This is a genomic window from Streptomyces sp. NPDC090083, assembly GCF_044747445.1.
Lineage (GTDB): Bacteria > Actinomycetota > Actinomycetes > Streptomycetales > Streptomycetaceae > Streptomyces.
This window is the reverse complement of sequence record NZ_JBIVED010000013.1, coordinates 245,348-271,390: the sequence shown is the minus strand read 5'-3', so window position 1 is coordinate 271,390 and position 26,043 is coordinate 245,348. Positions and strand designations below refer to the sequence as shown.

21 protein-coding genes are annotated in these 26,043 nt (G+C 72.3%); 10 read left to right on the top strand and 11 right to left on the bottom strand.

Annotation, left to right across the window (positions count from 1 at the left end; translation table 11 throughout):
- Window positions 1-28: 28 nt before the first annotated feature.
- The 3 genes from ACIPTO_RS35940 (at window position 29) to ACIPTO_RS35930 (ending at window position 5,568) form a co-directional block, all read left to right on the top strand.
- Window positions 29-688, top strand: coding sequence for a YceI family protein (locus ACIPTO_RS35940; protein ID WP_401199055.1), 660 nt, complete (start codon window positions 29-31; stop codon window positions 686-688).
- 239 nt (window positions 689-927) lie between these two features.
- On the top strand, window positions 928-3,804 hold the full coding sequence (locus ACIPTO_RS35935) for an AAA family ATPase (protein WP_401199053.1): 2,877 nt from the start codon (window positions 928-930) through the stop codon (window positions 3,802-3,804).
- 141 nt (window positions 3,805-3,945) lie between these two features.
- Complete coding sequence (locus ACIPTO_RS35930) at window positions 3,946-5,568, top strand: S53 family peptidase (RefSeq protein ID WP_366320230.1); 1,623 nt, start codon at window positions 3,946-3,948, stop codon at window positions 5,566-5,568.
- Between the two features lie 105 nt (window positions 5,569-5,673).
- Here ACIPTO_RS35930 and paaE read toward each other — a convergent pair whose 3' ends face one another.
- The 6 genes from paaE to ACIPTO_RS35900 form a co-directional block, all read right to left on the bottom strand.
- A complete protein-coding gene (gene paaE / locus ACIPTO_RS35925; RefSeq protein WP_366320232.1) occupies window positions 5,674-6,777 on the bottom strand; it encodes a 1,2-phenylacetyl-CoA epoxidase subunit PaaE in 1,104 nt (367 codons plus the stop codon).
- An 85-nt stretch (window positions 6,778-6,862) separates the two neighbouring features.
- The gene (paaD, locus tag ACIPTO_RS35920) at window positions 6,863-7,369 is read right to left on the bottom strand and encodes a 1,2-phenylacetyl-CoA epoxidase subunit PaaD (protein WP_401199050.1); all 507 of its coding nucleotides are present in this window, start codon (window positions 7,367-7,369) and stop codon (window positions 6,863-6,865) included.
- Window positions 7,363-8,199 carry a 1,2-phenylacetyl-CoA epoxidase subunit PaaC gene (gene paaC, locus ACIPTO_RS35915; RefSeq protein WP_401199048.1) on the bottom strand — a complete coding sequence of 279 codons (837 nt, stop codon included), beginning with the start codon at window positions 8,197-8,199 and terminating at the stop codon, window positions 7,363-7,365. The genes paaD and paaC overlap by 7 nt, the downstream gene beginning before the upstream one ends.
- A gap of 9 nt (window positions 8,200-8,208) precedes the next feature.
- Window positions 8,209-8,493, bottom strand: a complete 285-nt coding sequence (paaB, locus tag ACIPTO_RS35910) for a 1,2-phenylacetyl-CoA epoxidase subunit PaaB (protein ID WP_019075091.1) — start codon at window positions 8,491-8,493, stop codon at window positions 8,209-8,211.
- On the bottom strand, window positions 8,490-9,482 hold the full coding sequence (gene paaA, locus ACIPTO_RS35905; RefSeq protein WP_366320239.1) for a 1,2-phenylacetyl-CoA epoxidase subunit PaaA: 993 nt from the start codon (window positions 9,480-9,482) through the stop codon (window positions 8,490-8,492). The genes paaB and paaA overlap by 4 nt, the downstream gene beginning before the upstream one ends.
- A 169-nt stretch (window positions 9,483-9,651) precedes the next feature.
- Window positions 9,652-10,845: a thiolase family protein gene (locus ACIPTO_RS35900; RefSeq protein WP_401199045.1), complete on the bottom strand. Its 1,194-nt coding sequence runs from the start codon at window positions 10,843-10,845 to the stop codon at window positions 9,652-9,654.
- Window positions 10,846-11,008: 163 nt separating this feature from the next.
- On the opposite strand from ACIPTO_RS35900, the gene paaI reads away from it, so the two are divergent.
- Both paaI and paaK read left to right on the top strand, forming a co-directional pair.
- Window positions 11,009-11,440, top strand: a complete 432-nt coding sequence (gene paaI / locus ACIPTO_RS35895) for a hydroxyphenylacetyl-CoA thioesterase PaaI (RefSeq protein WP_366320641.1) — start codon at window positions 11,009-11,011, stop codon at window positions 11,438-11,440.
- Window positions 11,437-12,801, top strand: coding sequence for a phenylacetate--CoA ligase PaaK (gene paaK, locus ACIPTO_RS35890; protein ID WP_401199043.1), 1,365 nt, complete (start codon window positions 11,437-11,439; stop codon window positions 12,799-12,801). The genes paaI and paaK overlap by 4 nt, the downstream gene beginning before the upstream one ends.
- Before the next feature lie 66 nt (window positions 12,802-12,867).
- Here paaK and ACIPTO_RS35885 read toward each other — a convergent pair whose 3' ends face one another.
- Window positions 12,868-12,993: a hypothetical protein gene (locus ACIPTO_RS35885; RefSeq protein ID WP_401199041.1), complete on the bottom strand. Its 126-nt coding sequence runs from the start codon at window positions 12,991-12,993 to the stop codon at window positions 12,868-12,870.
- 200 nt (window positions 12,994-13,193) lie between these two features.
- Here ACIPTO_RS35885 and ACIPTO_RS35880 point away from each other — a divergent pair, with 200 nt between their 5' ends.
- Complete coding sequence (locus tag ACIPTO_RS35880; RefSeq protein ID WP_401199039.1) at window positions 13,194-13,982, top strand: SAM-dependent methyltransferase; 789 nt, start codon at window positions 13,194-13,196, stop codon at window positions 13,980-13,982.
- On the opposite strand, the gene ACIPTO_RS35875 is transcribed toward ACIPTO_RS35880, so the two are convergent.
- From ACIPTO_RS35875 to ACIPTO_RS35860, 4 genes are all read right to left on the bottom strand, one after another.
- On the bottom strand, window positions 13,979-15,277 hold the full coding sequence (locus ACIPTO_RS35875; protein WP_401199037.1) for a lanthionine synthetase LanC family protein: 1,299 nt from the start codon (window positions 15,275-15,277) through the stop codon (window positions 13,979-13,981). The genes ACIPTO_RS35880 and ACIPTO_RS35875 overlap by 4 nt on opposite strands.
- Before the next feature lie 167 nt (window positions 15,278-15,444).
- Window positions 15,445-17,097, bottom strand: a complete 1,653-nt coding sequence (locus tag ACIPTO_RS35870; RefSeq protein WP_401199035.1) for a protein kinase — start codon at window positions 17,095-17,097, stop codon at window positions 15,445-15,447.
- Between the two features lie 218 nt (window positions 17,098-17,315).
- Entirely contained in the window at window positions 17,316-18,482 is a 1,167-nt protein-coding gene (locus tag ACIPTO_RS35865; RefSeq protein ID WP_401199033.1) for an FAD-dependent oxidoreductase, read from the bottom strand.
- A 98-nt stretch (window positions 18,483-18,580) separates the two neighbouring features.
- Entirely contained in the window at window positions 18,581-20,092 is a 1,512-nt protein-coding gene (locus tag ACIPTO_RS35860) for an MDR family MFS transporter (RefSeq protein WP_401199031.1), read from the bottom strand.
- A gap of 362 nt (window positions 20,093-20,454) precedes the next feature.
- Between ACIPTO_RS35860 and ligA the strand changes: the two genes are divergently transcribed.
- From ligA to ACIPTO_RS35840, 4 genes are all read left to right on the top strand, one after another.
- Window positions 20,455-22,548 carry an NAD-dependent DNA ligase LigA gene (gene ligA / locus ACIPTO_RS35855; RefSeq protein ID WP_401199029.1) on the top strand — a complete coding sequence of 698 codons (2,094 nt, stop codon included), beginning with the start codon at window positions 20,455-20,457 and terminating at the stop codon, window positions 22,546-22,548.
- Between the two features lie 365 nt (window positions 22,549-22,913).
- Window positions 22,914-23,462, top strand: coding sequence for a hypothetical protein (locus ACIPTO_RS35850; protein ID WP_401199027.1), 549 nt, complete (start codon window positions 22,914-22,916; stop codon window positions 23,460-23,462).
- A gap of 148 nt (window positions 23,463-23,610) precedes the next feature.
- The gene (locus ACIPTO_RS35845) at window positions 23,611-24,471 is read left to right on the top strand and encodes a PaaX family transcriptional regulator C-terminal domain-containing protein (protein WP_366320260.1); all 861 of its coding nucleotides are present in this window, start codon (window positions 23,611-23,613) and stop codon (window positions 24,469-24,471) included.
- A gap of 210 nt (window positions 24,472-24,681) precedes the next feature.
- Window positions 24,682-26,037, top strand: a complete 1,356-nt coding sequence (locus tag ACIPTO_RS35840) for an alpha/beta hydrolase (RefSeq protein WP_401199025.1) — start codon at window positions 24,682-24,684, stop codon at window positions 26,035-26,037.
- Window positions 26,038-26,043: the final 6 nt, after the last annotated feature.

Below are 26,043 nucleotides of genomic sequence, written 5' to 3'. Positions count from 1 at the left end.
TATCAGGCGTGGAGTAACTACGTGACACATGAACCTGTTCAACCGTGCTGCGCCCCTCCGCCGCCCGGCAACCCCCGCCGTCCCGCAACGCCCCGCCGCCCCACCGGCGTTCACCCCCTCCGGCCTGCCCGATCCCGGTCTCGCGGCGCTGACCGGGGAGTGGATGATCGACCCCGCGCACAGCCGGATCGGTTTCTCGGTCCGGCACGCGATGGTGACGACCGTGCGCGGTTCTTTCGCCGAATACAAAAGCAGGCTCTACTTCGACGGCCGTGACCCGGCTCGTTCGCAGGCCGAGATCGTGGTGTCCACCGGGAGTGTCGACACCGGTGTGGAACAGCGCGACGCCCACCTGGTCGGACGTGACTTCCTGGACACGGCGACCTTCCCCCGGATGCGTTTCGCCAGTACCGCGGTCCAATTGGCCGGCAACGACGTCTACCGCATGCTCGGTGATCTCACCATCAAGGACGTCACCCGTCCCGTCGTCCTGGAACTCACCTATATCGGCCATGTCACCGACCCGTTCGCCGTCGAGCGCGTCGGCTTCGACGGCACCACCACCATCGACCGCTCCGAGTGGGGACTGACCTACAACTCCCGTCTGGCGGAAGGCGGAGCGATGGTGAGCGAGAAGGTGCGCCTCCAGTTCGACATCGCGGCGATCCGCACGATGCCGACCGTCTGACGGAACGCAGCCGTGGGCGCGGGTGCCGTGCCGCGCCCTGCCCTGCCCTGCCCTGCCCTGACGGCGAGGCGCCGACGGAGATCCGCGGGCGCGCGACCGTCATTGACAAGGTCAATCCGGAACGGTTGTCATGAACACATGCCGAGATCCCCGGAGACCTGCTCCTACCGCCTCTGCGACTGCCCCACGCTCGGCCGCGGCGGCGGCGCGTCCCTGGACTCGCCGTGGACGGACGGTCATTGACCGGGCGCCGCGAGCTGCTCGACACCGCCCGAGCCGAGTTGACGGACCGTCACGGAGTACTGCTGTACGGCCCCGCCGGGATCGGCAAATCCGTGGCGCTGGCCGCCCTCGTGGCGTCCTCGGCCGCCCAGGTCCAGCCGCCCGTCACGGTGTTGCACTGCTCCCCCGCCGAGGATGACGCCCGGCTCCCGTACGCCGGTCTCGTCGACCTGTTCGCACGCGTGCCGGAGAGCTGCCTGGAGGGCCTGGCCCCCGAAACCCGCACCGCCTTGCGGACAGCCCTGCTGCGCGGCGGGACACCGGCCGGCGGCCGGAGCGAACTCGCCGTCCGCGTCGCCGTTCTCGACGTGCTGCGCGCGCTGACCGCCACAGGGCCCGTACTCCTGGTCCTCGACGGCCTCCAGTGGTTCGACGAACCGACCGCCGAGGTGCTCGCCTTCGTCGTACGGCGCATCGAGGGCCTCGACATACGGGTGGTGGCCGCCGAGCGGGTGCCGGACGGTGGGCAGCCCGAGCGGCAGCACTGCTGCCCTCCCGGCACCGTCGAGCTGACCGTTCCGCCGCTGGCGGACGACGAGGTGGCACGGCTTCTGGACCCCGAACTGCCACCGGCGGTGGTGCGGGCCGTGCAGGACACGGCGGCCGGAAATCCTTGGTACGCGCTGGAGTTGGGGCGGACGGCCCCGCGCGACGGAACGGCCGTGGGCCCGGGCCGGAGCCTGCCCGTGCCCCCACGGCTGCGCGCCCTGCTCCTGGACCGGGTGCGCACCCTGCCGGAGTCCGCGCGCCGCACCCTGCTCGTCTCAAGTACCGCCGCCCGTCCCACACTTACGCTGCTGCGCGCCGCCGGGTTCCGTCACTCCGCCGAGGATCTCGCGGAGGCGGAGCGGCTCGGCGTCGCGGCGGCCGACGCCGACGGGACCGTACGCTTCCGGCATCCGCTGGTCCGGGCCGCCGTGCACGCGGACGCTCCGGAGCACGAACGGCGGCAGGCGCACGCGCTGCTGGCCGGCGCGGTCACCGAACGCGTCGAGCGGGCACGGCACTTGGCGCTGGCCCACCCGTACGAGGAGGAGACCACCGCGCGGACGCTGATGTCGGCGGCGGAGTCCGCGCGGCGGGACGGCGCACCCGACACCGCCTTCGAACTGGCCGCCCTCGCGGTCCGGCGCACTCCCGGCGACCGCCCGGCGGAGCGGGCCGACCGCTTGCTGGCGGCGGCCGAGTACGCGTGTGACGCCGGTCAGTTGGAGGAGGCGGGGCAGGCCGCCGAGACGGTGCTCGCCGGGGCGGGTTCCGCGCGGCAGCGGGTGCGGGCGCGTGTGGTCCTGCTGCGGAACGCGGGCCAGGCATTGAAGGGTGCGCACGCGCTGATCGAGGAGGGGCTGCGGGACGCCGCCGGAGACCCGGAGGCCGAGGCCTGGCTGCACCACTGGGCGGCTGTACGGGGCCTGCTGTGCGGGGAGTTGGCGGTCGCGGCCCGGCATGCCCGGCGGGCGGCGCGGCAGGCGGCCGTGGCCGGTGACACGGAGACCCGGGTCGGGGCGCTCGCGACGCTCGCCCGGGTGCGTTCGCTGGGCGGTGAACCGGTCGCCGCCGACGCCGCGTTGGAGGAGGCCCTCGCGCTGGCCGGTGGTGCCGGGGCCGGACCGGAGAGCTGGGGGCTGATCCGGATGCGGGCGATCCTCGCGCTGGACTCCGACAAGGTCGTCGAGGCTCAGCAGCGGGTCACCGAACTCCTCGCGGAGATCGGGGAGTTCGCCGGGGTCGAGGAGGTCATGGCGACTCTCGTCGCGCTCACCCGCATCCAGGTGCGGGCCGGACACTGCCGGGCGGCCCTGGAGACCGCCGCCCGCTGTACCCGCGCCGTCGCCGACACCGGCGTACAGACCGCTCCGGCGCTGTACGCGGCGGCGCTCGCGGCGACCGCGGGCGGGACCGCCGACGAGGCGCGGCACCTCGCGGAGCAGGCGGTGCGGGCGTCGGAGGCGGACGGTGACCGGCTGTTCCTGCTGCGGGCCCTGGCGGTGCTGGGGCAGGCCGAGTTGCTCGTCGGTGACCCGCGGGGAGCGGCCGCCGCGGTCGAGGCGCTGCACCGTGCGAAGGAGCTCGGCGCGGCCATGTCCGCCGCCGATCCGCCCCTGCTGCACTGGTACGGCGACCTGGCCGAGGCCCTCGTCGTGCTGGGTGGGACGGACGAGGCCGGTGCCGTGCTCGACGAGGCCCGGAAGCGGGTGCCGGTCGACGCGCCCGGCAGTGTCCTGGCGGCGCTGGAGCGGGCGGAGGGGCTGCGCGAGGCGGGGCTCGGCCGGGCCAAGGAGGGGGCGGTCCGGCTGCGGGCCGCCGTGGACCGGTTGCGCCGGCTCCCCCTGCCGGTCGACCTGGTGCGCACCCTGATCGCGCTCGGCGCCGTGGAGCGGCGGGCCCGGCACCGCAACGCGGCGCGCACCGCGCTCGGTGAGGCGTTGGAGACGGCGACGCGGATCGGGGCGGCTCCGCTGGCGGCGCGGGCCGGGGACGAGCTGGCGCGGCTGGAGGCCGGCGACCGGGACGGCGAGGGGCGTCCCGAACTCACGCCCACGGAGGCGAGGATCGCCGAGCTGGTCGGCGGCGGAGCCACCAACAGGGAGGTCGCCGCTGAGCTGTTCATCAGTGTCAAGACGGTCGAGGGCACCCTCTCGCGGGTCTACCGCAAGGTCGGCGTCCGGTCCCGCACCGCGCTCGCCCACGCGATGGCGGTCGCCGTCATCGCGTCCGGCGCGGCGGCCGTGAGCGTCGGCGACGACGACCAACAGCGGCTCACCACACCGGCGGTGACGATCAATCAGCCCGGTCGGGTCAGGGCTCCGCGGACGCCCGACAACCGCCGCTGACCTGTCATCCGCGGTTCATGCGACATCCGCGGTTAACACACACGGCAAGGGTTCCCCCGCTTATGCGGGTGGGGTCGGTGTTCCTACGGTGAATCCGTTCCGCTTCCGGGACAGCAACCCCCCACTCCTCGGAGGACCTCAGTGACCTCACGTCTGAAGCTGGTCGGCCTGGTCGCCGTACCGGCACTGCTCGCCGCAGCCGTCCCCAGCGCCTACGCCGCCGCGCAGCCGCACACGACTCGGGCCGCCATCACGGGAGATGTCCTCAAGGGCCTGAACCACGACGCGGCCCGCACCGGCGCCGTCTCCGCCACGAAGCGGATAGCGGTGGCCATCAGCCTGACCCCGAGAAACGACAAGGGTCTCGACACCTTCATCGCCCGCGTGAGCGACCCGCGGTCGAGTTCGTACGGCCACTATCTGACGAAGGCCCAGTTCGCGGCCCGGTTCGGCCGGACCGACGCGGAGGTGACGCAGGTCAAGGAGTACCTGCGCGCCCAGGGCCTGACCGTCGGCAAGGTCCACTCCGGCAACCTGCTGGTCGACGCCACCGGCACCGCCGCGCAGCTGGAGAAGGCGTTCGGGACCAAGCTGTCGACGTGGAAGGACGCCAGGACGGGCCGCGCGTTCTACGCCAACGAGACCGCGCCGACCCTGCCGGCCGGCATCGCCGGACTGGTCAGCGACGTGACCGGCCTCAACAACCGCGCCCAGCTGCACCACCAGGCGACCCGCACCGTCGCCCCGCGCAACGGCCCCGGCGGCGGCTACACCCCGGCGCAGCTCAAGGGCGGCTACAACGTCTCCGGCACGTACACCGGCAGCGGCCAGAAGATCGCGCTCCTGGAGTTCGACGGCTTCCAGCAGTCCAACATCACCAAGTACGACACCAACTACAGCCTGGGCTCCCCCACTCCGACCGTCTCGAAGGTCGACGGCGGTTCCGGTGCGCTCGGTGACGGTCAGGTGGAGGTCGAGCTGGACATCGAGGTCCTGCACGCGATCGCCCCGAAGGCGAACGTCACCGTCTTCGAGGGCCCGAACTCCGACGCCGGTGAGGTCGACACCTACCAGGCGATCGTCGACAGCGGCATCCCGACCACCTCGATCAGCTGGGGCGCGTCCGAGAGCCAGCGCACCACCTCCAACATCAACGCCGTGGACGCCGTGTTCAAGGCGGGCGCGGCCGAGGGCCTCGGCTTCTACGCGGCCTCGGGCGACGACGGTTCGGACGACGCGGGCAACGGCACGACCACCGTCGACTACCCGGCGAGCGACCCGTACGTCACCGGCGTCGGCGGCACCAAGCTGACCGTCACCTCGTCCAACGCGTTCAGCAAGGAGGTCGCCTGGTCCGGCGGCGGCGGCGGCAAGTCCTCCGTCTTCAAGATCCCGAGCTGGCAGACCGCGGTGCAGAAGAGCGCCGGTGGCGGCTACCGCCAGGTCCCGGACGTCTCCGCGCACGCCAACCCCAGCCCCGGCGTCTCGATCTACTCGCAGGGCAGCTGGACCTCGGTCGGCGGCACCAGCGCCGCCGCGCCCGAGTGGGCCGCGTTCGGAGCGCTCTACAACCAGCAGGCCGCGGCCTCCGGCAAGGCCGACCTCGGCTTCGCCAACCCCGCGCTCTACACGGCGAACGGCACCGGCTTCCACGACATCACCAGTGGCAGCAACGGCGCCTACTCCGCCGCCACCGGCTGGGACTTCACCAGCGGCTGGGGCTCGTACAACGCCGCGACCCTGGCGGCCAAGCTGCTCGGCTGACCGCCGGCCGCCGAACCCCGCCGAACGCGGCGCGGGCCGGGATCACTCCCGGCCCGCGCCGCACGTCACCCCGCTCACCCGAACCCGGCGTCGCCCCGGGCGGCCTCAGCTGTCGTAGTCGACGGCGAGGGTGTCGGACACCGGGAAGGTCTGGCAGGTGAGGACGTAACCGGCGTCGACCTCGGCGGGTTCGAGGGCGTAGTTGCGGCGCATGTCCGCGGTGCCCTCGGTGACCAGCGCGCGGCAGGTGCCGCACACGCCGCCCTTGCAGGCGAAGGGCAGGTCGGGGCGGGTCTTCTGGGCGCCGTCGAGGATCGACATGTCCCTGGGGAGGGCGGAGTCGGTGGTGCGGCCGTCGAGGGTGACGGTGACCTGGCTGACCGGGCCGTCGTAGGCCGTGTCGACGTGGCGGTTCGGCCGGACGGGTTCGTCGTCGGCGTAGAACAGCTCCTGGTGGACGCGGTCGGCGGGGACGCCGAGGCCGGTGAGGACCTGCTGGGCGTCGCGGACCATGCCGTGCGGGCCGCACAGCCACCAGTGGTCGGCGGTGTCCACGTCGACGAGGGCGTCCACGAGCGCGGCGAGCCGGTCGGCGTCGAGGCGGCCGGAGAGGATCTCGGCCTCGCGCGGCTCGCGGGACAGGACGTGCGCCAGCTGGAAACGACCGGGGTGGAGGTCCTTCAGGTCGGCCAGCTCGTCGGCGAACATCACGGTGGCGCTGCGCCGGTTGCCGTAGAAGAGCGTGACGCGGGAGCGGGGGTCGGCGGCGAGGACGGATTCGGCGATGGAGAGCATCGGGGTGATGCCGGAGCCCGCGGCGATGAGGACGTGGTGGCCGGGGCGGGTGAGGTCGGGGGTGAAGGCGCCGGTGGGGGCCATCACCTCGACGGTGTCGCCGGGCCGTACGTCGTTGACGAGCCAGGAGGAGAACAGGCCGCCGGGGACGACCCGTACGCCGATGCGGGGGTGCGCTCCGGCCGGGGAGCAGATGGAGTACGAGCGGCGCTCGTCGCGGCCCTCGACCTCGCGGCGGAGGGTGAGCGACTGTCCGGGCCGGTACGCGAACTCCTCCGCGAGGTGCTCGGGGATGTCGAATCCGATGGCGGCGGCGTCCTCGCAGAGCGGCTCGACGGAGGCGACCCGCAGGGCGTGGAAGGCCGGGCGGCGGCGCGCCGGGCGGGCGGGGGTGGTGGGGGCCGGGGCGGTCACTGGTCCACCGTCCTTTCCACGGGCGGGAGTTGAACGCTGAGTGGGTGTCGGGGGCTGTCCGCGAGCGGCTGGCGGAGGCTCGCCATCAGATCTCCTTGACGTACTCGAACGGCTCGCGGCAGGCGCGGCACCGCCACAGGGCTTTGCAGGAGGTCGCGGCGAACCGCGAGGTCTCCTCGGTGTCGGCCGAGCCGCAGCGCGGACAGGACACCGTACGGCGGGTCGGTGACAGCGTGAGCCGGACCGGCCCCCGGGGGGCGGCGCCGGGCGGCGCGATGCCGTGTTCGGCGAGCTTGGCGCGGCCGGCCGGGGTGATCCAGTCGCTGCTCCAGGGCGGGGTCAGGACCGTGCGGATCTCGACCCGCGTGTACCCCGCGTCCCGCAGCCGTGCGGCGACTTCGGCGCGCATCTCGGCCATGGCGGGGCAGCCCGAGTACGTGGGCGTGAGGCTCGCGACGACCGTGCCGTCCGCGCCGACCTCGACCTCGCGCAGGACGCCGAGGTCGGCCAGCGTGAGCATGGGCATCTCGGGGTCGGGGACCCGCGCGGCGATGCTCCGGGCGCGCCGCGTGTCGGGCAGGGTGGTCACCATGTCGCCTCCGGGTGGGCGCGGGCCACGCTCTGGAGTTCGGCCAGCAGCGGGGCCAGGTGGTCGGTGTGGTCGCCGTCGCGACCGTGTCCGGGGACCGGTGCCGCCTCGGGGAGGCCGAGCCCTGCGGCGTCCGTGACCTGGCGGAGCACGGCGAGCACCTCGGCCCTCAACTCGTTGTCGCCCGTGAGGAGTTCGTCGATGTACGGGGCCACGGCGGTCAGCGCGTCCCGCATCCGACGGTGCGACTCGTCGGTGCCGTCGCCGAGCCGGACGGCCCATTCGGCGGCGTACTGGCGGTGGTAGGCGAGCTCCTTGACGCCCTTGGCGGCGATGGCCGCGAGCACCGGGTCCGAGGCGGTGCCGGCGAGCCGCTCGAAGAGGGCGAGCCGCCATGAGGACAGCACCAGGAGCCGGGTGATGGAGAACGCGAAGTCCCCGTTGGGGAGTTCGGCCAGCCGTACGTTGCGGAAGGCGTCGGCGTCGCGGCGGTAGGCGTAGGCGTCCTCGTCGCGTCCGGTGCCGTCGACCTGGCCGGCGCGGGCGTAGAGCAGGCGGGTCTGGCCGAGGAGGTCGAGCCCGATGTTGGCGAGGGCCACCTCCTCCTCCAACTCCGGTGCGGCCGTGCACCATTGGGCCAGCCGTTGGGCGCTGACCAGGGCGTCGTCGCCGAGTGCCAGGCAGAGTGCGGCCAGTTGGACGGAGTCGGTGCCCTCCGGGACGGTCTGGTCGACACCGAACAGCGGGTCCTCGAAGCCGGTGCCGAACGCCCAGCGGGCGTCGCCGTCGTCGTGCCCCTCGGCGAGGGACAGATAGACGTGGTCGTCGCTCATTCCCTGCTCCTAGATGTGGGGGACGTCGTCGGGGATGTCGTAGAACGTGGGGTGGCGGTACACCTTGTCGGCGCTGGGCGCGAAGAACGGGTCCTTCTCGTCGCGGGTCGAGGCGGCGATGTGCTCGGAGCGGACGACCCAGATCGACACGCCCTCGTTGCGCCGCGTGTAGAGGTCGCGGGCGTGGGTGAGGGCCATGGCGTCGTCGGCGGCGTGGAGCGATCCGACGTGGACGTGGTTCAGGCCGCGCTTGCCGCGGACGAACACCTCGTACAGGGGCCAGTCCTGCGTCATGCCGGCGCTCCTTCGGTCTGCTGTGCACGGGCGGCCTGCTTGGCCGCGTGGGCGGTGGCCGCCTCCCGGACCCAGGCGCCCTCCTCGTGGGCGGCCCGGCGGCGGGAGACCCGCTCGGCGTTGCGCGGTCCGTCGCCGCTGATCACGCGCTGCAACTCGGACCAGTCGGGGGTGCCGAAGTCGTGGTGGCCGCGCTCCTCGTTCCAGCTCAACTCCGGGTCGGGCAGGGTGACTCCGAGCTTGCGCGCCTGCGGGACGGTCATGTCGACGAAGCGCTGGCGCAGTTCGTCGTTGCTGTGCCGCTTGATCTTCCAGGCCATGGAGCGCGCCGAGTTGGGCGAGTTGTCGTCGGGCGGGCCGAACATCATCAGCGACGGCCACCACCAACGGTCCACGGCGTCCTGGACCATGGCGCGCTGGCCGTCCGTGCCGCGCATCATCGTGAGCAGCAGCTCGTAGCCCTGGCGCTGGTGGAAGGACTCCTCCTTGCACACGCGCACCATGGCCCGCGCGTACGGCCCGTACGAGCAGCGGCACAGCGGTACCTGGTTGCAGATCGCCGCGCCGTCCACGAACCAGCCGATCACGCCGACGTCGGCGAAGGTGGGCGTCGGGTAGTTGAAGATCGACGAGTACTTCTGGCGGCCCTCGATCAGGGCGTCGGTCAGCTCCGCGCGGTCCGCGCCGAGGGTCTCGGCGGCCGAGTACAGATACAGTCCGTGTCCGGCCTCGTCCTGGACCTTCGCGAAGAGGATCGCCTTGCGGCGCAGGGAGGGCGCGCGGGTGATCCAGTCGCCCTCGGGCTGCATGCCGATGATCTCCGAGTGCGCGTGCTGCGCGATCTGCCGGATCAGGGTCTTGCGGTAGCCGTCGGGCATCCAGTCGCGGGGCTCGATCCGCTGGTCCTTCGCGATCGTGGCGTCGAACTGCTCCGCGAGCCGCGTCTCGTCCCAGCCGGCGGCTGACGCCTCCGTGCCTGTGCTGGTCATCGCTGCACCAACCTCCCTACCGACCATTCGTTCGGTACCCAGTCTGATGGACTTCCCCCGGCGAGGCAAGACCTCCCGGTCGAACGGCTGCCCAGCGCCCCTCGAACGACGGCCCACGTGCGGCCCCGCTCGCCCCGCACAGGTCGTGCGCCGGTCCCGGTCGGGGCGCTCACACCCGCTCCACGAGCATCGCGACGCCCTGCCCGACGCCGACGCACAGCGTGGCCAGCCCCCGGCTGCCGTTCTCCCGCTCCAGCCTGCCGAGCAGGGTGAGCAGGATGCGGGCGCCGGAGCACCCCAGCGGATGGCCGAGCGCGATCGCCCCGCCGTCCGCGTTGACCTTCTCCTCGTCCAGCTTCAGCCGGCGCGTGACCGCGAGAGCCTGCGCGGCGAAGGCCTCGTTGAGCTCCACGGCGTCCAGGTCACCGCTCTCCCACCCGGCGCGGTCGAGCGCCTTCTCGGTGGCGGGCACCGGGCCGAGACCCATGAGATGCGGCTGGACACCGGCCGAGGCCGCGGTGACGATCCGGGCCCTCGGGGTGAGCCCGTGGCGGCGGACGGCCGCGCCGCTCGCGACCACCAGGGCGGCGGCCCCGTCGGACAGCGGCGAGGAGGAGCCGGCGGTGACGATGCCGTCGGCGCGGAAGACGGTGCGCAGGGAGCCGAGCTTCTCCAGCGTGGTGCCGGCGCGCGGGCCCTCGTCGCGGGTGACCTCGCCGCCCTTCACGGCCACCGGCACGATCTCACGGTCGAAGCGGCCCGACTCCTGGGCGGCGACGGCCCGTTGATGGCTGCGCAGCGCGAAGGCGTCGGAGTCGGCCCGGGTGATCCCGTCGAGCGCGGCGACCTCCTCGGCGGTCTCGCCCATCGACAGGGTCTGCTCGGCGGCGAAGCGCGGGTTGGTGAAGCGCCAGCCGAGCGAGGTGTCGTGCACCTCGCCCGGCTTGGCCCACGGGGTGCCGGGCTTGGCCATCACCCAGGGGGCGCGGGTCATGGACTCCACGCCTCCCGCGACGACGAGGTCGGCCTCTCCGGCGCGGATCGCCTGGGCGGCGGAGGCCACGGCGGTCAGGCCGGAGGCGCAGAGCCGGTTGACGGTGTAGCCGGGCACGGTGTGCGGCAGCCCGGCGAGCAGGACGGCCATGCGGGCCACGTCGCGGTTGTCCTCGCCCGCCTGGTTGGCGGCGCCGAGGATCACCTCGTCGACCTGCTCGGCGGGGATTCCGGCGCGGCGGACGGCCTCGCCGACGACCAGGGCCGCGAGGTCGTCGGGGCGTACGGAGGCGAGGGCGCCGCCGTAGCGGCCCTGCGGGGTGCGGGCCCCGTCGATCAGAAAGACCTCGTCGGAGGACGGCTCGGGCATCGGGGGTCTCCTCGGCGGGTGGGGCCGGCGGGACGGGAGCCGGGCGGCCCTGAGCTGGTCCGGGGCCTGCGTGCCGGCTCTTGACAGGCAGTGGTGTTGCTGGATTACTTGGCCGTGCCGCACGCTAACCGAATGTTCGGTCGGCCCACAAGGTGGTGGAATGATGACGCAGGCCATGAACACGGCGTCCGGTCCGACGGAGAGCATGTTCGCCGCGGACGAGGCGTCCCGGGCTCTGGGCATCGAGCTCGTCGAGCACGGCGCAGGGACCGCCGTGCTCCGCATGACCGTGACCCCGGCCATGGTCAACGGACACGGGATCGCCCACGGCGGCTATCTGTTCCTGCTCGCCGACAGCGCCTTCGCCTGCGCCTGCAACAGCCACGGCCCGGTGACCGTGGCCGCCGCGGCGGACATCGACTTCGTCGCCCCGGCCCACGAGGGCGACGTCCTGGTGGCGACCGCGACGGAGCGCACCCGGTTCGGCCGCAGCGGCATCTACGACGTGAGCGTGCTGCGCGGCGACGAGGTGATCGCGGAGTTCCGCGGGCGCAGCCGCAGCATCAGCAGCGCGAAGACGAAGGAGTCTCCATGAGCAGCGACCTGACAGCCCCCGCGGCCTCACCGGCTTCGCCGCCCATGAGTCCGCGCCTCGGGGAACCGCTCCCCGACGGGTTGCTGGACGCCGCCGAGCGCCTGACCCGCGAGGAGCTGCGCGAGCACCAACTCGGCCTGCTCCAGGCGACGTTGAAGCACGCGTACGACAACGTGGAGCTGTACCGCAGCAAGTTCGACACGGCCGGTGTCCATCCCGCCGACTGCCGCACCCTGGAGGACCTGGCCAGGTTCCCCTTCACCACCAAGGCCGACCTGCGGGACACCTACCCCTTCGGCATGTTCGCCGTCCCCATGGAACAGGTCCGCCGCGTGCACGCCTCCAGCGGCACCACCGGCCGCCCCACCGTCGTCGGTTACACGGAGAACGACCTCTCCATGTGGTCGGACGTCGTCGCCCGCTCGATCCGCGCGGCCGGCGGGCGCCCCGGCCACAAGATCCATGTCTCGTACGGCTACGGCCTGTTCACCGGCGGTCTGGGCGCGCACTACGGCGCCGAGCGCGCGGGCTGCACCGTGATCCCCGCCTCCGGCGGCATGACCGCCCGCCAGGTGCAGATCATCCAGGACTTCGAGCCCGAGATCATCATGGTCACCCCGTCCTACATGCTCACCCTCCTCGACGAGTTCGAGCGCCAGGGTGTCGACCCGCGCACCAGCTCCCTCAAGGTGGGCATCTTCGGCGCGGAGCCGTGGACGGAGGAGATGCGCCGCGAGATCGAGGAGCGCATGGACATCCACGCGGTCGACATCTACGGCCTGTCCGAGGTGATCGGCCCCGGTGTCGCGCAGGAGTGCGTGGAGACCAAGGACGGCCTGCACGTGTGGGAGGACCACTTCCTGCCGGAGGTCGTCGACCCGATCACCGGCGAGTCGCTGCCCGACGGCGACAGCGGCGAGCTGACCTTCACCTCCCTCACCAAGGAGGCGCTGCCGATCATCCGCTACCGCACCCGCGACCTGACCCGGCTGCTCCCCGGCACCGCGCGCCCGGCCTTCCGCCGTATCGAGAAGATCACCGGCCGCTGCGACGACATGATCATCCTGCGCGGGGTGAACGTCTTCCCCAGCCAGATCGAGGAGATCCTGCTCCGCACCCCGGCCGTCGCCCCGCACTTCACGATCCAGCTCACCCGCCGCGGTCGCATGGACCACATGACGGTCCGCGCCGAGGCCCGCCCCGGCACGGGCCCCGACCAGCGCGCCGCCGCGGCGGCGGCGATCAGCAGGGGCGTGAAGGACGGCGTGGGCGTCACCGTGGACGTCGAGATCGTCGATCCGGAGACCCTGGAGCGTTCGGTCGGCAAGATCCGCCGGATCAAGGATCTGCGGGAACAGTGACATCCACGGCCGTGCCCGTCCCCCGCCCTGTCACGAACGGGGCTGCGGGCGGCGGGAGTTCGGACATCACGGCGACAGCGGGGTGGAGCAGCGGGCGCCGGCCCGGCGGCGCGAACTCGACCGCCGGGTGGCCGAGTTGACGGCCCGGGCGGCGGCCGAGAGGGCGGTGTACGGGCGGACGTCGGCCCGCACGTCGCGAGCCGGCTGCTGTTCGGCACCGCCACCTCCCTCGTGGAGTCGTACAGCCGTCCTCTTCGACGGTCCGCACGGCCGCCCGGCGGCCTGATCCGCGCCCCAGGATCACCTCCTCTCCCGCACGGAACACCCGTCACACGCGAGTACGATGATCGGGAGTTCGGCCCGATCCGTTCACCCGGCGCGATGGAGTTGCCATGACGTCCGACCCCCAGCCGTCACCTCAGATCGACACCGGGAAGGCGCATCCCGCCCGGGTCTACGACTGGCTCCTCGGCGGCAAGGACAACTACCCGGTCGACGAGGCCGTGGGCGAGAAGCTGCCACCCGAGGCCAGGGACGCGGCCCGGCAGAACCGCGAGTTCATGCACCGCGCGGCGACCTGGCTGGCGGGCCGGGGCATCGACCAGTTCCTCGACATCGGCACCGGCATCCCCACCGAGCCCAACCTGCACCAGATCGTCCAGCGGACCGTGCCGACCGCGAAGGTCGTCTACACGGACAACGACCCGATCGTCCTCCGGCACGCCGAGGCGCTGCTGATCAGCCACGCCGACGGGGTCACCGACTACATCCAGGCCGATGTGCGCCAGCCGGAGCGGATCGTCGAACACGCCCGCCACATACTGGACTTCAGCCGCCCGATCGCCCTGTCGCTGATCGCGCTGATGCACTTCATCCCGGACGAGCAGGATGCCCACGGCATCGTCCGCAACCTCGTCGCCACCCTGCCCCCCGGCAGCTACCTGGTCCTGTCGCACGCCGCGTCCGACCTGTACCCGGAACTCGCCGCGCAGGTCACCGCCGAGTACGCCAAGGGCGGCATCAAGCTCGGCTTCCGCACCCGCCCCGAGGTCGAGCGCTTCTTCGACGGCCTCGACCTGGTGGCGCCCGGCCTGGTGACGGCGACGGAGTGGAACCCTCCGACGCCGGAGGCGGGCGCCGAGGGCAGCGGGATCTACGCGGGAGTCGCGCGGATCGTCTAGCCGTTGCGGGGCGTGACCGGTACCCGCACCTGAGGCTGGTCCGGCCACGCGAACGCGTAGCGGGCGTCGCCGCCCCTGCCGAGCCGTACGAAGCGCAGCAGTTCGCGGACGATGCCCGCGTTGCCCATGGCCCACCCCGTGCACGGTTCGAGGTCGCTCGGGGTGGCCCGGTGCTCGGCGTTGGACCAGCGGACGCCGTCGCCGTCGCGGATCGCCCGGGCGACGAGGTCCGCGACAAGGACAGCGGCGAAGTCGTACGACTCCTGCCGCTCCCCCTGTTCCGGCTGCTCGGCGAACCGGTCGCAGGCCAGGGCGAGGACGCCCGCGGTGCCGCAGCAGCGGCCGTTGTTGTCCCAGAAGCCCGGGCGCAGCCGCTCGGGCAGGCCGGAGCGGGTGACCGTGTGCCAGCAGCGGTCGGCGAGGACGGACCAGGCGGGGTCGGCCGTGAGATCCCGCAGCAGCCGGAAGACCTGGGCGTCACCGGCCGGGCCGTGGCACCAGCCGTAGCTGACCCGCTCGACGACGTCCGGGCGGTACTGCGGGGTGGAGTGCCGGACCAGGAAGCCTTCGGGCCCGGCCTCGTCGCGTGCCACGACGTCCGCGGCACCGGCCAGGGCCAGCTCGACCAGGTCCGCGCGGCCGGTGGCGGCGCCGACCCGGGCAAGGCCGACGACGATGCCGAGTGTGCCGTGCGAGATGTGGTGCAGCCGCGCTTCGACGCCCGTGCGGTGGGCCCAGTGGACGCCCGCCGGAGTCGGCTCCGCGGTCCGCAGGTACGGCTCCACCGCGAGGAGGGCCAGTTCGGGGTCGCCCGCCAGAAGTGCGCCGAGGCCGATCCCCACGTTGCCGCCCATCAGCTCGAACAGCTCGCCCCAGCGGGTCCCGTCGAAGCGTGACCGCACGAGATTCAGCGCGTGGTCGGCGGCGGCACCGGCGGCCGGGTCGCCGAGTTCCTCGTGCAGGGTGCGCAGGACGAGGGCCATTCCGGTGCGGCCGAAGTAGAGGGAGTCGCCGTCGATGCCGTCGACGGCGTCCGCGAGACTCCGGCCCGCGCGCAGGGCCGCGTCCGCGTAGGAGTCGTCGCCGAAGTGCCGCCACGCCTCCAGGAGTACGGGGATGTTCCCCGCGGTGCCGCTGTAGAGCATGGGGTTGAGCTCGTCGTCCGAGGGTCTCGTCGTCCAGGCCAGGCCGCCTCCGGGAGTGTCCCGCGCCGCCCCGATCAGCCAGCGCAGCCCCTCCGTCGCGGCCTCCTCGACCTCGTCCACTGTCACGGCCATGGCTTCCGGTGCCCTCATGGGCCCACTCTCGCATGATCTTCCGGACCCGCGCAGAGCCGGGTGACGGCCGTTGGATCTTCCACCGCCGCGCCTCGACCTCGGTGGTCCGGGCGGTGCCGGGTCTACGCCAACTCGGCCGATGTCTCAGCCGAGTTCACCGCGCAGTCCCGGCACCGCCCGCGCTCTCAGCCGGCGGTGTTCGTCTGCCAGACGACCTGGGCGTCGGTCGCGATGACCATGTTGCCGTTCTCCAGGATCTTGAGCACAGCCCCCGAAGCGCCCTGTGTGTCGCTGCTCCACAGCGGCTGCTGCCGGGCGTCGTAGACCACGAAGTTGCCGTCCGACTGGAACACGGCCGTGTTGCCCTCGCCCTGGGTCTGGCTCGCCCAATGCGCCGTTCCGGAGGCGTCGTAGAGCACGAGGTTGCCGTCCGGCTGCATGATCAGTTTCGAGCGTACGGTCTCGATGACCTTCCCGACCTCGAACGTGAACGGTGGCTTCACCACCACGGCGTCGGGCAGGTGCGTGCCGCCCGTGTCCGAGGCGGACGGCGACGGTGACGCCGCGGCAGCGCTGTCGGACGGGGCGGCCGACACCCGGACGGCACGGCCCACGCTGGCGGACGGCGTGATGCGCGGGGACGCGGAGTCCTCGCCGTCGTCGAAGGCGTGGGACAGGACCAGCGCGGAGGAACCCGCGACGACCAGCGAGGCCGCGCCGATGCCGACCCACAGCCACCGGCGGCTGCCGGGGGTTTCCCCGCCGGGCGGCCGGGTTCCCGCGAGAGGTCCCGGGGCAGCCGCCCCGGGCGGCCAGGCGGCGGTGAGGTGTGCCGCGTCCGGCGCGAGCAGGGTGACACCGTGGCCTTCGTGGGCGCCGGCGGTGTTCGCCGCGCTGTGCGGAGTGAAGGCCGTCACCGCGTCCGGGGCGACGGCGGGCAGGTCGGCGGCGCTGTCGACGACGGTCACGGCCCGCTCCCGGTCCGCCAACGAGCCGACGGCCAGGGCCCGTTGGTAGGCGGGGTGCTGGACCAGATCGGCCTCGGCCCGGCAGAGCTCGACGATGCGGTGCGGGGTCGGCCGCAGGGCGGGATCGCTCTGCACACAGGCCGCGATCAGCTCGGCGACTCCCGGGTCCACACCGTTGAGGTCGATCTCGCCGTGCACCGAACGGTAGGTCACGGCCGCGAACGGCCCGTCCCCGTACGGCGGTCGGCCCGTCACGGCGAACGCCAGAGTGGCCCCGAGGGCGAACACGTCCGCACCCGGACCGGTCTCACCGCCCGTGATCGTCTCCGGCGCGATGTACCCGGGACTGCCCATCGCGCCACCGACCTGGGTGAGGTTGGAGGCGCCGGTGTCCTTGGCGATGCCGAAGTCGATCAGCTGGGGGCCGGTGGCGGAGAGGATGACGTTGAGCGGCTTGAGATCGCGGTGCCACACGCCCCGGACGTGGATGGCGTCCAGCCCCTCCGCCAGGGCGGCCAGCATGACCCGGGCCAGGTCGGCGGGGAGCGGTCCATGGGTCACGACCGCCGCGTGCAGCGTCGGCCCCGGCACGTACTCGGTCGCCAACCAGTACGGCGGTGTGTCCAGCTCCGCGTCGATGAGCGACGCGGTGTACGCGCTGCGGACCGTGGCCAGGGTCTCCACCTCGCGGCGGAACCGGCTGAGCGCGTGGTCGTCGTGGCGGAGCTGGTCGTTGATCACCTTGACGGCGGCGGGACGGCCACCCGGCGACCGCGCGAGGTACACCCTCCCCATACCGCCCTCGCCCAGTCTGCCGACCAGACGGTAGCGGCCTATGTGCGATGGGTCGGAGCCATCGAGCGCAAGCACGGGACATGTCCTCCTTGAGTGGAACCGACAGTCACCAGATCCACCGTGAGGTCAACTCGGCTGGGCTCCAACCCCGTTGGCCGTTCGGGGTGCGACACCAGTCCTCGGAACACACACCCGGACCGGACCCCGACATAGTAGAGGTAACAGACAGCCACTACTCACCGGACACATGCGCCGCACTCAGCCGACGGGCCCCAGCCGTGCGGGCGTGCGGGTCAGTGATGGCTCGTCATGTGGGCGCGGGCCTGTTCGGCGCTGTCGGGCGCGAAGGCGCCGGCGATCCCCTCGGCGGCGCCCTCCGCGGCCTCCACGGAGCGGGGCAGCAGGATCTTCTCGTACGCGGTGACCGCCTCGTCGACACCGTGCTGGTCCACGAGGGCCCGTGCGAGGTCCGCGCCGTCACGCATCGCGAGGTTCGCGCCCATGCCGGAGAACGGGGACATCAAGTGGGCCGCGTCGCCGAGCAGGGTGACACCGGGGGTGTGCTCCCAGGTGTGCGGGACCGGCAGGGCGTACAGGGGGCGGTTGACGTACCCGGAGTCCGTGTCGGTGAGGTAGCGGAGCAACGCCGGGCTCCAGTCGGCGAATCGGGCCAGAAGCGCTGCGCGTACGGCGGCGGTGTCGGCGAGGTCGACACCGGTCCGGGCGTACCAGTCCTCGGGGACGCGCATCCCGGCGTAGACCCGGATGCGGCCTGCGCTGTTGCGCTGCGCGACGATGCCGAGGTTGTCGTCGAGGGCCATCATCGTGCCGTCGCCCGTGAGTCGGGCGAGTTCCGGATGGCGGACGTCGGCGTCCTCCAGGCCGGTCTCGACGAACGTGACGCCGGTGTACACGGGCACGGCGTCGGACAGCAGCCGCCGCACCCGGGACCAGGCGCCGTCGGCACCGATGACGAGGTCGGCCTCGGCGGTGTCCCCGTGGGCGAAATGGAGACGGTGCCGTCCGGCCCCGATCGGCTCCGCCCGCTCCAGCTTGTGGCCCCAGCGGATGGACCGCGGGGCAAGGGAGTTGAACAGGATCTCGCGCAACTGACCGCGGTCGATCTCGGGGTTGCCCCGGCCTTCCTCCGGCGGTGCGCCGTCGAACACGATGCCGCCGTCCCGGGCGACCAGCCGCATCTGCTCACCCTCCGGCCGGGCGAGGCTCACGAACTCGTCCCACAACTCGGCCGCCCGCAGGGCGTGTTGGCCGGTGTCGGGCTGCATGTCGAGCGTGCCGCCCTGGTCGCGGGCGGTCGCGGAGGCGTCCGCGTCGTAGACGGTGACGTCGACGCCGTGGAGCTGAAGGACGCGGGCACAGGTGAGGCCGCCGGGTCCGGCACCGATGATGGCGATGGAGGTCGGGGTGGAGGTCGGGGTGGAGGTCGGGGTGCTGTTCATGGTGGTTCTCCTTGGGTTTCGGTGGGCGGGCGGTGGTCAGTCGACATGCGCAGCGGGCGAGTTGGCGGACCGCCACGACAATTGCCGCCTGTTGTGGATCAGTTGTCGGCCGCTACGGGGGTGGCCGTGCCCCGCGCCGGAACCGTCACGGGCTTCCCGTGCAGGGGGACCTCCTTGACGGCCAGGGCGATCAGGAAGCCCACGGCGCAGACGACGGACATGGTGAGGAAGATGTGACTGGTACCGGTGGCCACCGCATGCCGGTAGGCGGTCGCGGCGGCAGTGCCCTCGCCGGTCGAGGCGCGCCCGGCCGAGGCATGCCCGGTGGCGGCGGCGAGCAGGGAGCCGAAGACGGCGACCCCGAGTGAACCGCCCAGCGTGCGGAAGAGGTTGGTGGCGGCGGAGGCCGCGCCCATGTCCCGCATCTCGACGCTGTTCTGCGCGATGGTCGTCGACATCTGGAGCGTGAAACCGAACCCGATCCCGACGAGGACCAGGTAGGCGCTGGTCAGCGCACGCGGAGTCGAGGTGTCCATCGTGGCCAGCAGCGCGGTCCCGGCGGTCAGACAGGCCGTACCGACGACGGGGAAGACCTTGTACCGGCCGGTCGCGGACATGACCTTGCCGGCGACGGTGGCCACCAGCGCGACCGGGATCATCAACGGCAGCAGCAACAGACCGGAGTTGGTGGCCGAGGCACCCTGCACGGTCTGCTGGAACAGCGGCATGTACAGGGAGCAGCCGAACATCACGACACCGGCCACGAGCAACAGCCCGATGGCGAGCGGGAAGTTGCGCTGCTCGGTGAAGACGCGCGGAGGCAACACCGGTTCGGGCGAACGGCGTTGGACGGTGACGAACCCGGCCGTCGTGACGAGGAAGACCGCGAAGGCCGACAGCACCTGCCACGAGCCCCAGGCGTAGGTGGCGCCCGCCCAGGTCGCCCCCAGGACAAGGGAACCGATGGCTGCGGTCATCAAGGCGATGCCTGCCCAGTCGATACGCGCCCGGACCCGGGTGGCGGGCAGGTGGAGCATCAGCTGCACCCAGACCAGGGCGACCAGGCCGAGCGGGATGTTGACGTAGAACGCCCAACGCCAGCCCAGATGGCCGGTGATGACGCCGCCGAGCAGGGGGCCGCCGACGGTGCCGACGGCCATGAGGGTCGCGGTCATGCCCTGGTACCGGCCGCGTTCGCGGGGCGGGACCAGCGAGGCGATCACGGCGAAGGCTCCGGCGCCGAGCCCGCCGGCGCCCACACCCTGCAAGGCACGGAAACCGATCAACTGCCCCATCGACTGGGCCGTTCCGGCCAGCGCCGACGCGACGAGGAACACCACGATCGAGGCGAGGAAGAGCCGCTTGCGGCCGTACAGGTCGCCGAACTTGCCCCAGATCGGGGTGGAGACGGCGGTGGTGAGGGTGTACGCGGTCACCACCCAGGAGATGTGGGCGAGGCCTCCGAGGTCGCCGACGATCGTCGGCATCGCGGTGCCCACCACGTTGTTGTCGAGCATCGCCAGCAGCATCGCGAGCATCACGCCGAGCAGCGTCCAGCGAACCCGCGGATCGGTCGCGGCCGGCGCGGCTGCGGAAGCGGGGACAGACATGGCTGACCACCTCATTTCAGGAAGCGGGAGGACAGGAGAGTCAGGAGACGGAAGGACGGGCGGACGAGGGCGACAGGCCGGGCTGCGGTGCCGCATCCCGTGGCCCCTCGGACTCCACAAAAGCAGACTCGCTACAAAAATGCAACGGCACAACTTTCTAAACGAAACACCTTTCCAAATGAGGCAACAAGCGGCTCGATGCAAGCCCGATGCGGACCGTGCGCGAAGTCGGCGAAGTCAGCGCCTCGGCCATGGGCGAGGGACCGTCCGTCCGGCACCGGAACACCTCCGGACGGGTCGGCGACAGCACGGAAACCCGCACGTCAGGCGCGTTGTCAGTGGCGGCAGGCAGGATGTGATGCATGACAACTCCCGCAGCTGTGATCATGGATGCCGCCGCCTACGCGCAGGCGGTCGAGGACGCGGTCAAGGCGTCGGCCGCCTACTACGCCGGCGGTTCCTCCGCGCTCGACGACGACTCCTACGACCGGCTGGTGCGCGGCATCGCCGCGTGGGAGGCCGAGCATCCCGAGCAGGTGCTGCCCGACTCCCCGAGCGGGAAGGTCGCCGGTGGCGCGGTCGAGGGCGATGTACCGCACACGGTCGCGATGCTGAGCCTGGACAACGTGTTCTCGGCGGAGGAGTTCACCACCTGGACCGCCTCGCTGGCCCGAAGAATCGACCACGAGGTCACTCGGTTCAGCGTGGAGCCGAAGCTCGACGGCCTCGCCATCGCCGCCCGCTACACAGGCGGCCGTCTCACCCGCCTCGTCACGCGCGGCGACGGCACGGCCGGGGAGGACGTCAGCCACGCGATCGGCACCATCGAAGGCCTGCCGCAGGAACTGGCCGAGCCGGTCACCGTGGAGGTGCGCGGCGAAGTCCTCATGACCACCGCCCAGTTCGAGCACGGCAACGAGGTCCGCACCGCGCACGGCGGCCAGCCGTTCGCCAACCCGCGCGGCGCCTCCGCCGGCACCCTGCGCGCCAAGGAGCGCGCCTACACGGTGCCGATGACGTTCTTCGGCTACGGCCTGCTGCCCCTCCCCGACACCGAACCCGCACTCGCGGCACGGCTGGCCGAGAGCGCCCACAGCGACCTCATGGCCCAGGCCGCCGCCTACGGCGTCAACACCACCGCCTCCACCGACGTACCCGGCATCACCGCCGACACCGTCGAGCAGGTGCTGACCCGGGTCCAGGAGATCGCCGCGCTGCGGGCCCACCTGCCCTTCGGTATCGACGGGATCGTCATCAAGGCCGACCTCGCCGCCGACCAGCAGGCCGCCGGATCGGGGTCGCGGGCCCCGCGCTGGGCGATCGCCTACAAGCTGCCCGCCGTGGAGAAGATCACCCGGCTGCTGGAGGTCGAGTGGAACGTGGGCCGCACCGGCATCATCGCCCCGCGCGCCGTCCTGGAGCCGGTCGAGATCGACGGCGCCACCATCACCTACGCGACGCTCCACAACCCCGGTGACATCACCCGCCGCGACCTGCGCCTGGGCGACCACGTCATGGTCCATCGCGCCGGTGACGTGATCCCCCGCATCGAGGCGCCGGTCGCACATCTGCGCACCGGCGAGGAACAGCCCATCCTGTTCCCCGAGGCGTGCCCGCGCTGCGGCTCCGGCATCGACACCAGCGAACTGCGCTGGCGCTGCGAGCAGGGCCGCAACTGCCACCTGGTCGCCGCCCTCTCCTACGCCGCCGGCCGTGACCAGCTCGACATCGAGGGCCTGGGCCACACCCGCGTCGTCCAGCTCGTCGAGGCCGGCCTGGTGGCCGATCTCGCCGACCTGTTCGCCCTCACCCGTGAACAGCTCCTGGGCCTGGAGCGGATGGGCGAGACCAGCACCGACAACCTCCTGGCCGCGATCACAGCGGCCAAGGGCCAGCCGCTCTCCCGGGTGCTGTGCGCGCTCGGGGTGCGCGGCACCGGACGCTCCATGTCCCGCCGTATCGCGCGGTACTTCGCGACCATGGACGCGCTCCGCGCCGCCGACGCGGAGGCGATCCAGCGGGTCGACGGCATCGGCACGGAGAAGGCTCCCTCGATCGTCGCCGAACTGGCCGATCTCGCCCCGCTCATCGACCGGCTCGCCGCCGCCGGGGTCAACATGACCGAGCCTGGAGCGACCCCGCCCGCGCCCGCGGCGGACGACGCCGGAGCCGAGGCCACGGAAGCCGCCGACCCGACCGGTGCCGGGCCGCTGGCCGGGATGACGGTGGTCGTCACCGGCGCGATGACCGGCCCGCTGGAGAAGCTCAGCCGCAACCAGATGAACGAACTCATCGAGCGCGCCGGCGGCCGTTCCTCGTCGAGCGTCTCCAAGAAGACGACCCTGGTCGTGGCCGGGGAGAACGCGGGGTCGAAGCGGGCCAAGGCGGAAAGCCTCGGGGTCCGGCTCGCCACTCCGGACGAATTTGCGAGCCTGGTGGCGGAGTACGTCGACTGAGGCGGTGTGATGCCGCCCGAGGCGGTGTGATGCGGCGAAGGGATTCGGCGGGGGGATGTTCCGCAGCTCACACCGGTGGGCCGGGTGCCGGCGGGAACAATCGGCGGTGGTCGCCCGTTGTTGCTTACGTGGCTGCGGAGGGGACAGTGTCCCCGGGCCTCACCTATAGCCCATGGGGAAGATCGTTCGGCTGAAGCCCCATGGAGCCACTCGCCGAGAGGCGACCGCCCTCCGCTGTCACCGCTTACGGCCCCGGCTGGTCTCCCCCGTCCAGCCGGGGTCTCTTTCCTGTCCGGGGGCGGCTTCCGGCACTCCGCGCCGAGGGCAGAATGGATCCCCACACAGCCGCTGCGGATGGGGAGTTCATGGACACGCGTACGTTCGACGCGCTGACGGAGTCGATGAAGAGCGCGTACGTCGCGGGTCTCAGCGAGGGTGCCGTACCCCGCCCGGTGATCATGCCGCTCGTGCGCGGTCAGCTGGTCGGCCTGATCTGGCAGCGCCCCGCGAAGAACGCCGAGGACGCGCTCACCGCGATCGCCTCGCTCTCGAACATCGCGGCGGCGGCGAGCGCGGACGAGATCGTCCTGGCCTGGGAGAGCCACGACGTCGCCACCGCCTGCGAACTGCCCGCCGACGGCCCGTCGCCCTGCCTGAACATGGTGCACGCCACGAAGGACGGCCACACGCTCCACCAGTTCCCCTACGCCGAGGACGCGTCATCGGCCGAACCGACCTGGCAGCCGCCTTCGGCTCCCCAGCCCGGTGGGGCCCTGCCGGCACCCGTCCAGGCCGCCGTCGACTACTCCTTCACACCGCTCGATCTCGACCACCCGTCCCCGTTCGGCGTCACGGTCGTCCTGATGGAGGAGGACGGCTACACGCTGCGACTCACGGAGGCGTTCGCGTTCTAAGCGACGCGGGCTGGCGGGCTGGCGGGCTGGCGGGCTGGCGGGCTGGCGGAGCATCCGGTGTCGTCATTCGCCAGATTCCTGATTGGCATCACATGATTGACCCAGTTCACGAAACATCGGCACCACACGCCCGCCCCAGGCCTACGCTGTGCCCGTGACCACTGTCGACGTCGCCGCCGGACCCGCCGCCGAGAGCGGTCCCGAGCCGCGCACCCAGTCCCTGATGCTGACCTTCCTCGGCGTCCACGTGCTGGGGCGGCCCGTCGCCGTGTCGTCGGGAAGCGTGATCGCCGCGCTCGGAAGGGTCGGGAGCACCGAGGAAGCCGTACGAACGACCCTGAACCGCATGGTCAAACGCGATCTGCTGGAGCGCCGCCGCCAGGGCCGGAAGACGTACTTCGCGCTGACACCGCACGCCGTGCAGGTACTGACGGACGGCAAGGACCGCATCTGGCGCACCGGCGCGGTGAACCGGGACTGGGACGGCCGCTGGACGATGGTCGGCTTCTCCCTGCCCGAGGCGTGGAGCCGTGAACGGCACGACCTGCGCTCCCGCCTGATCTGGGCGGGCTTCGGCCCCCTGCAGAACGGCCTCTGGGTGGCCCCGGCGCCCGTGGACGTCCGCGAGATGGTGGCGGGGCTCGGCCTGGAACCGTATCTGCGGGTGTTCCGGGCGGAGGTCGAGTCACCGACCGACGTCCGCGAGGTGCTGGAACAGGCCTTCGACGTGCCGGCCATCGGCGCGCGGTACCGGGCGTTCCTGGACCGCTGGGACCGCACCGACCCTCTGCCCGCCGCGGCCTCCGGCGACGACCTCGCGGGTCAACTCCTGCTGCACACCGACTGGTTGGACCTGGTTCGACGGGACCCGCACCTGCCCGCCGAACACCTCCCCGCGGACTGGCCGGCCGCCCAGGCGGAGACCGTCTTCCGCGGCCTGGCCAGCCGCTGGGACCGCCCGGCGGCCCGCGCGGCCGGACGCCTGCTGGACACCCTGACCCTGGACTGATCCACACGGGGATCCCCGCGACCCCCATGGCTCACAACCGCGTCCATCGCCCCTTCGGGTCCGCGCCCGGCCCCCGTGCGTCCACAGGCGGATCCGTCCACCTCATTATTGGTCACTCTATTGACGGCGATTAAAACGAGCCCTACATTCGCACCGCTCGTTCAGCACGCTCCCCCACTCGGTCCCCACTCGACCCGCGAAGCCGCCGCCATGCCCCGACCCCGTCTCTCGACCCTCGCCGCCGCCTGCGCGACCGCGCTCGCGACCGCCCTCCTCGGCCCGGTGAGCGGCGCCCACGCGACCACCGCGGCCGGCCACCACTCCGGCACGCTGGCCGACGGCGCCACCTGGATCGCGGACACACCCGAGCAGTGGAACGGCACCCTGCTGCTGTTCAGCCACGGCTTCGGGCCGACCACCGCCGCCGATTCCCCTTCGCCCGCCGTGAGCAAGGCCCTATTGGCCGCCGGTTACGCCCTCGCCGGTTCCTCCTACGACCCCAACGGCTCGATGTGGGCGCTGGAATCGGCCGAGCGCGACCAGTTCGCCGCGCTCAGCGCCTTCCGCCGCCAGGTCGGCACCCCCACCCGCGTCATCTCGGTGGGCCAGTCCATGGGCGGACTCGTCAACGCCCGGATAGCCCGCGACGGCGCGGGCCGCGTCGACGGGGCGCTCGGCCTGTGCGGTCTGGTCGCCGGCGGCGTCGACCTGGACAACTACCAGCTGGACGCCGAGTACACCCTGACCACCTTCTTCGACCCCGCCGACGCAGACGGCCTGGTCAACCTCGACAACCAGGCCGACGCCGCCGCCCTCGCCGACCGGCTCACCAAGGCCGTGGACACGGCGCAGCGGACTCCGGCGGGCCGCGCCCGTATCGCCCTGGCCGCCGCCTACCTCAACCTGGCCGACTGGGCTCCCGGTCAACTACCGCCCGCGCGGGGAGACTTCGCGGGCCAGGAGGCACAGCAGTACGCCTGGCTGGCCGCGGGCCTGCTCTCGTTCATCGTTCCGGCACGCTGGTCGGTGGAGCAGTCGGCGGGCGGCAACACATCCTGGAACAAGGGCGTCGACTACGCCGGTCTGCTGCGCGAGTCCGCCCATGTCAAGCAGGTCGAGTCGCTCTACCGCGATGCCGGCCTCGACCTGCGCACCGATCTGAACCGGCTCACCCGCGGCGCGGACATCACGGCCGACCCCGCCGCCGCAGCCCGTCTGAAGCGGACCTCGACCGCAGGCCAGCGTCTGTCCGTGCCGCTCCTGGACCTCCACACCACGGCCGACCAACTCGTCCCCGTGGAACAGGAATCGGCCTTCGCCGACCGCGTGCGCGCGGCCGGCGACTCCGCCCTCCTGCGGCAGGCGTACGTCGCCCGCCAGAGCCACTGCAACTTCACCACGGCCGAAGTCGTCGCCGGCCTGCACGCCGTGGAACACCGCCTGGACACCCACCACTGGGACAACGCCGCGTCCGCCACCCAACTCCAGCGCAGCGCCGAGGACTTGGGCCTCGACGGCGCCGCCTTCACCGCCTACCGCCCGAGCCGGCTGACCGGCACCCGCTGACGTACC

Bases quoted from the DNA above. Each gene is read 5' to 3' on its own strand.
- paaA (WP_366320239.1), bottom strand. From the start codon at position 9,482: ATGACCAGCACAGGCACGGAGGCGTCAGCCGCCGGCTGGGACGAGACG.
- ACIPTO_RS35840 (WP_401199025.1), top strand. From the start codon at position 24,682: ATGCCCCGACCCCGTCTCTCGACCCTCGCCGCCGCCTGCGCGACCGCG.
- paaK (WP_401199043.1), top strand. From the start codon at position 11,437: ATGAGCAGCGACCTGACAGCCCCCGCGGCCTCACCGGCTTCGCCGCCC.
- paaB (WP_019075091.1), bottom strand. From the start codon at position 8,493: ATGACGCAGGACTGGCCCCTGTACGAGGTGTTCGTCCGCGGCAAGCGC.
- paaI (WP_366320641.1), top strand. From the start codon at position 11,009: ATGACGCAGGCCATGAACACGGCGTCCGGTCCGACGGAGAGCATGTTC.
- ACIPTO_RS35900 (WP_401199045.1), bottom strand. From the start codon at position 10,845: ATGCCCGAGCCGTCCTCCGACGAGGTCTTTCTGATCGACGGGGCCCGC.
- paaC (WP_401199048.1), bottom strand. From the start codon at position 8,199: ATGAGCGACGACCACGTCTATCTGTCCCTCGCCGAGGGGCACGACGAC.
- ACIPTO_RS35875 (WP_401199037.1), bottom strand. From the start codon at position 15,277: ATGAGGGCACCGGAAGCCATGGCCGTGACAGTGGACGAGGTCGAGGAG.
- ACIPTO_RS35850 (WP_401199027.1), top strand. From the start codon at position 22,914: ATGGACACGCGTACGTTCGACGCGCTGACGGAGTCGATGAAGAGCGCG.
- ACIPTO_RS35940 (WP_401199055.1), top strand. From the start codon at position 29: ATGAACCTGTTCAACCGTGCTGCGCCCCTCCGCCGCCCGGCAACCCCC.
- paaD (WP_401199050.1), bottom strand. From the start codon at position 7,369: ATGGTGACCACCCTGCCCGACACGCGGCGCGCCCGGAGCATCGCCGCG.
- ACIPTO_RS35865 (WP_401199033.1), bottom strand. From the start codon at position 18,482: ATGAACAGCACCCCGACCTCCACCCCGACCTCCACCCCGACCTCCATC.
- ACIPTO_RS35860 (WP_401199031.1), bottom strand. From the start codon at position 20,092: ATGTCTGTCCCCGCTTCCGCAGCCGCGCCGGCCGCGACCGATCCGCGG.
- ligA (WP_401199029.1), top strand. From the start codon at position 20,455: ATGACAACTCCCGCAGCTGTGATCATGGATGCCGCCGCCTACGCGCAG.
- ACIPTO_RS35880 (WP_401199039.1), top strand. From the start codon at position 13,194: ATGACGTCCGACCCCCAGCCGTCACCTCAGATCGACACCGGGAAGGCG.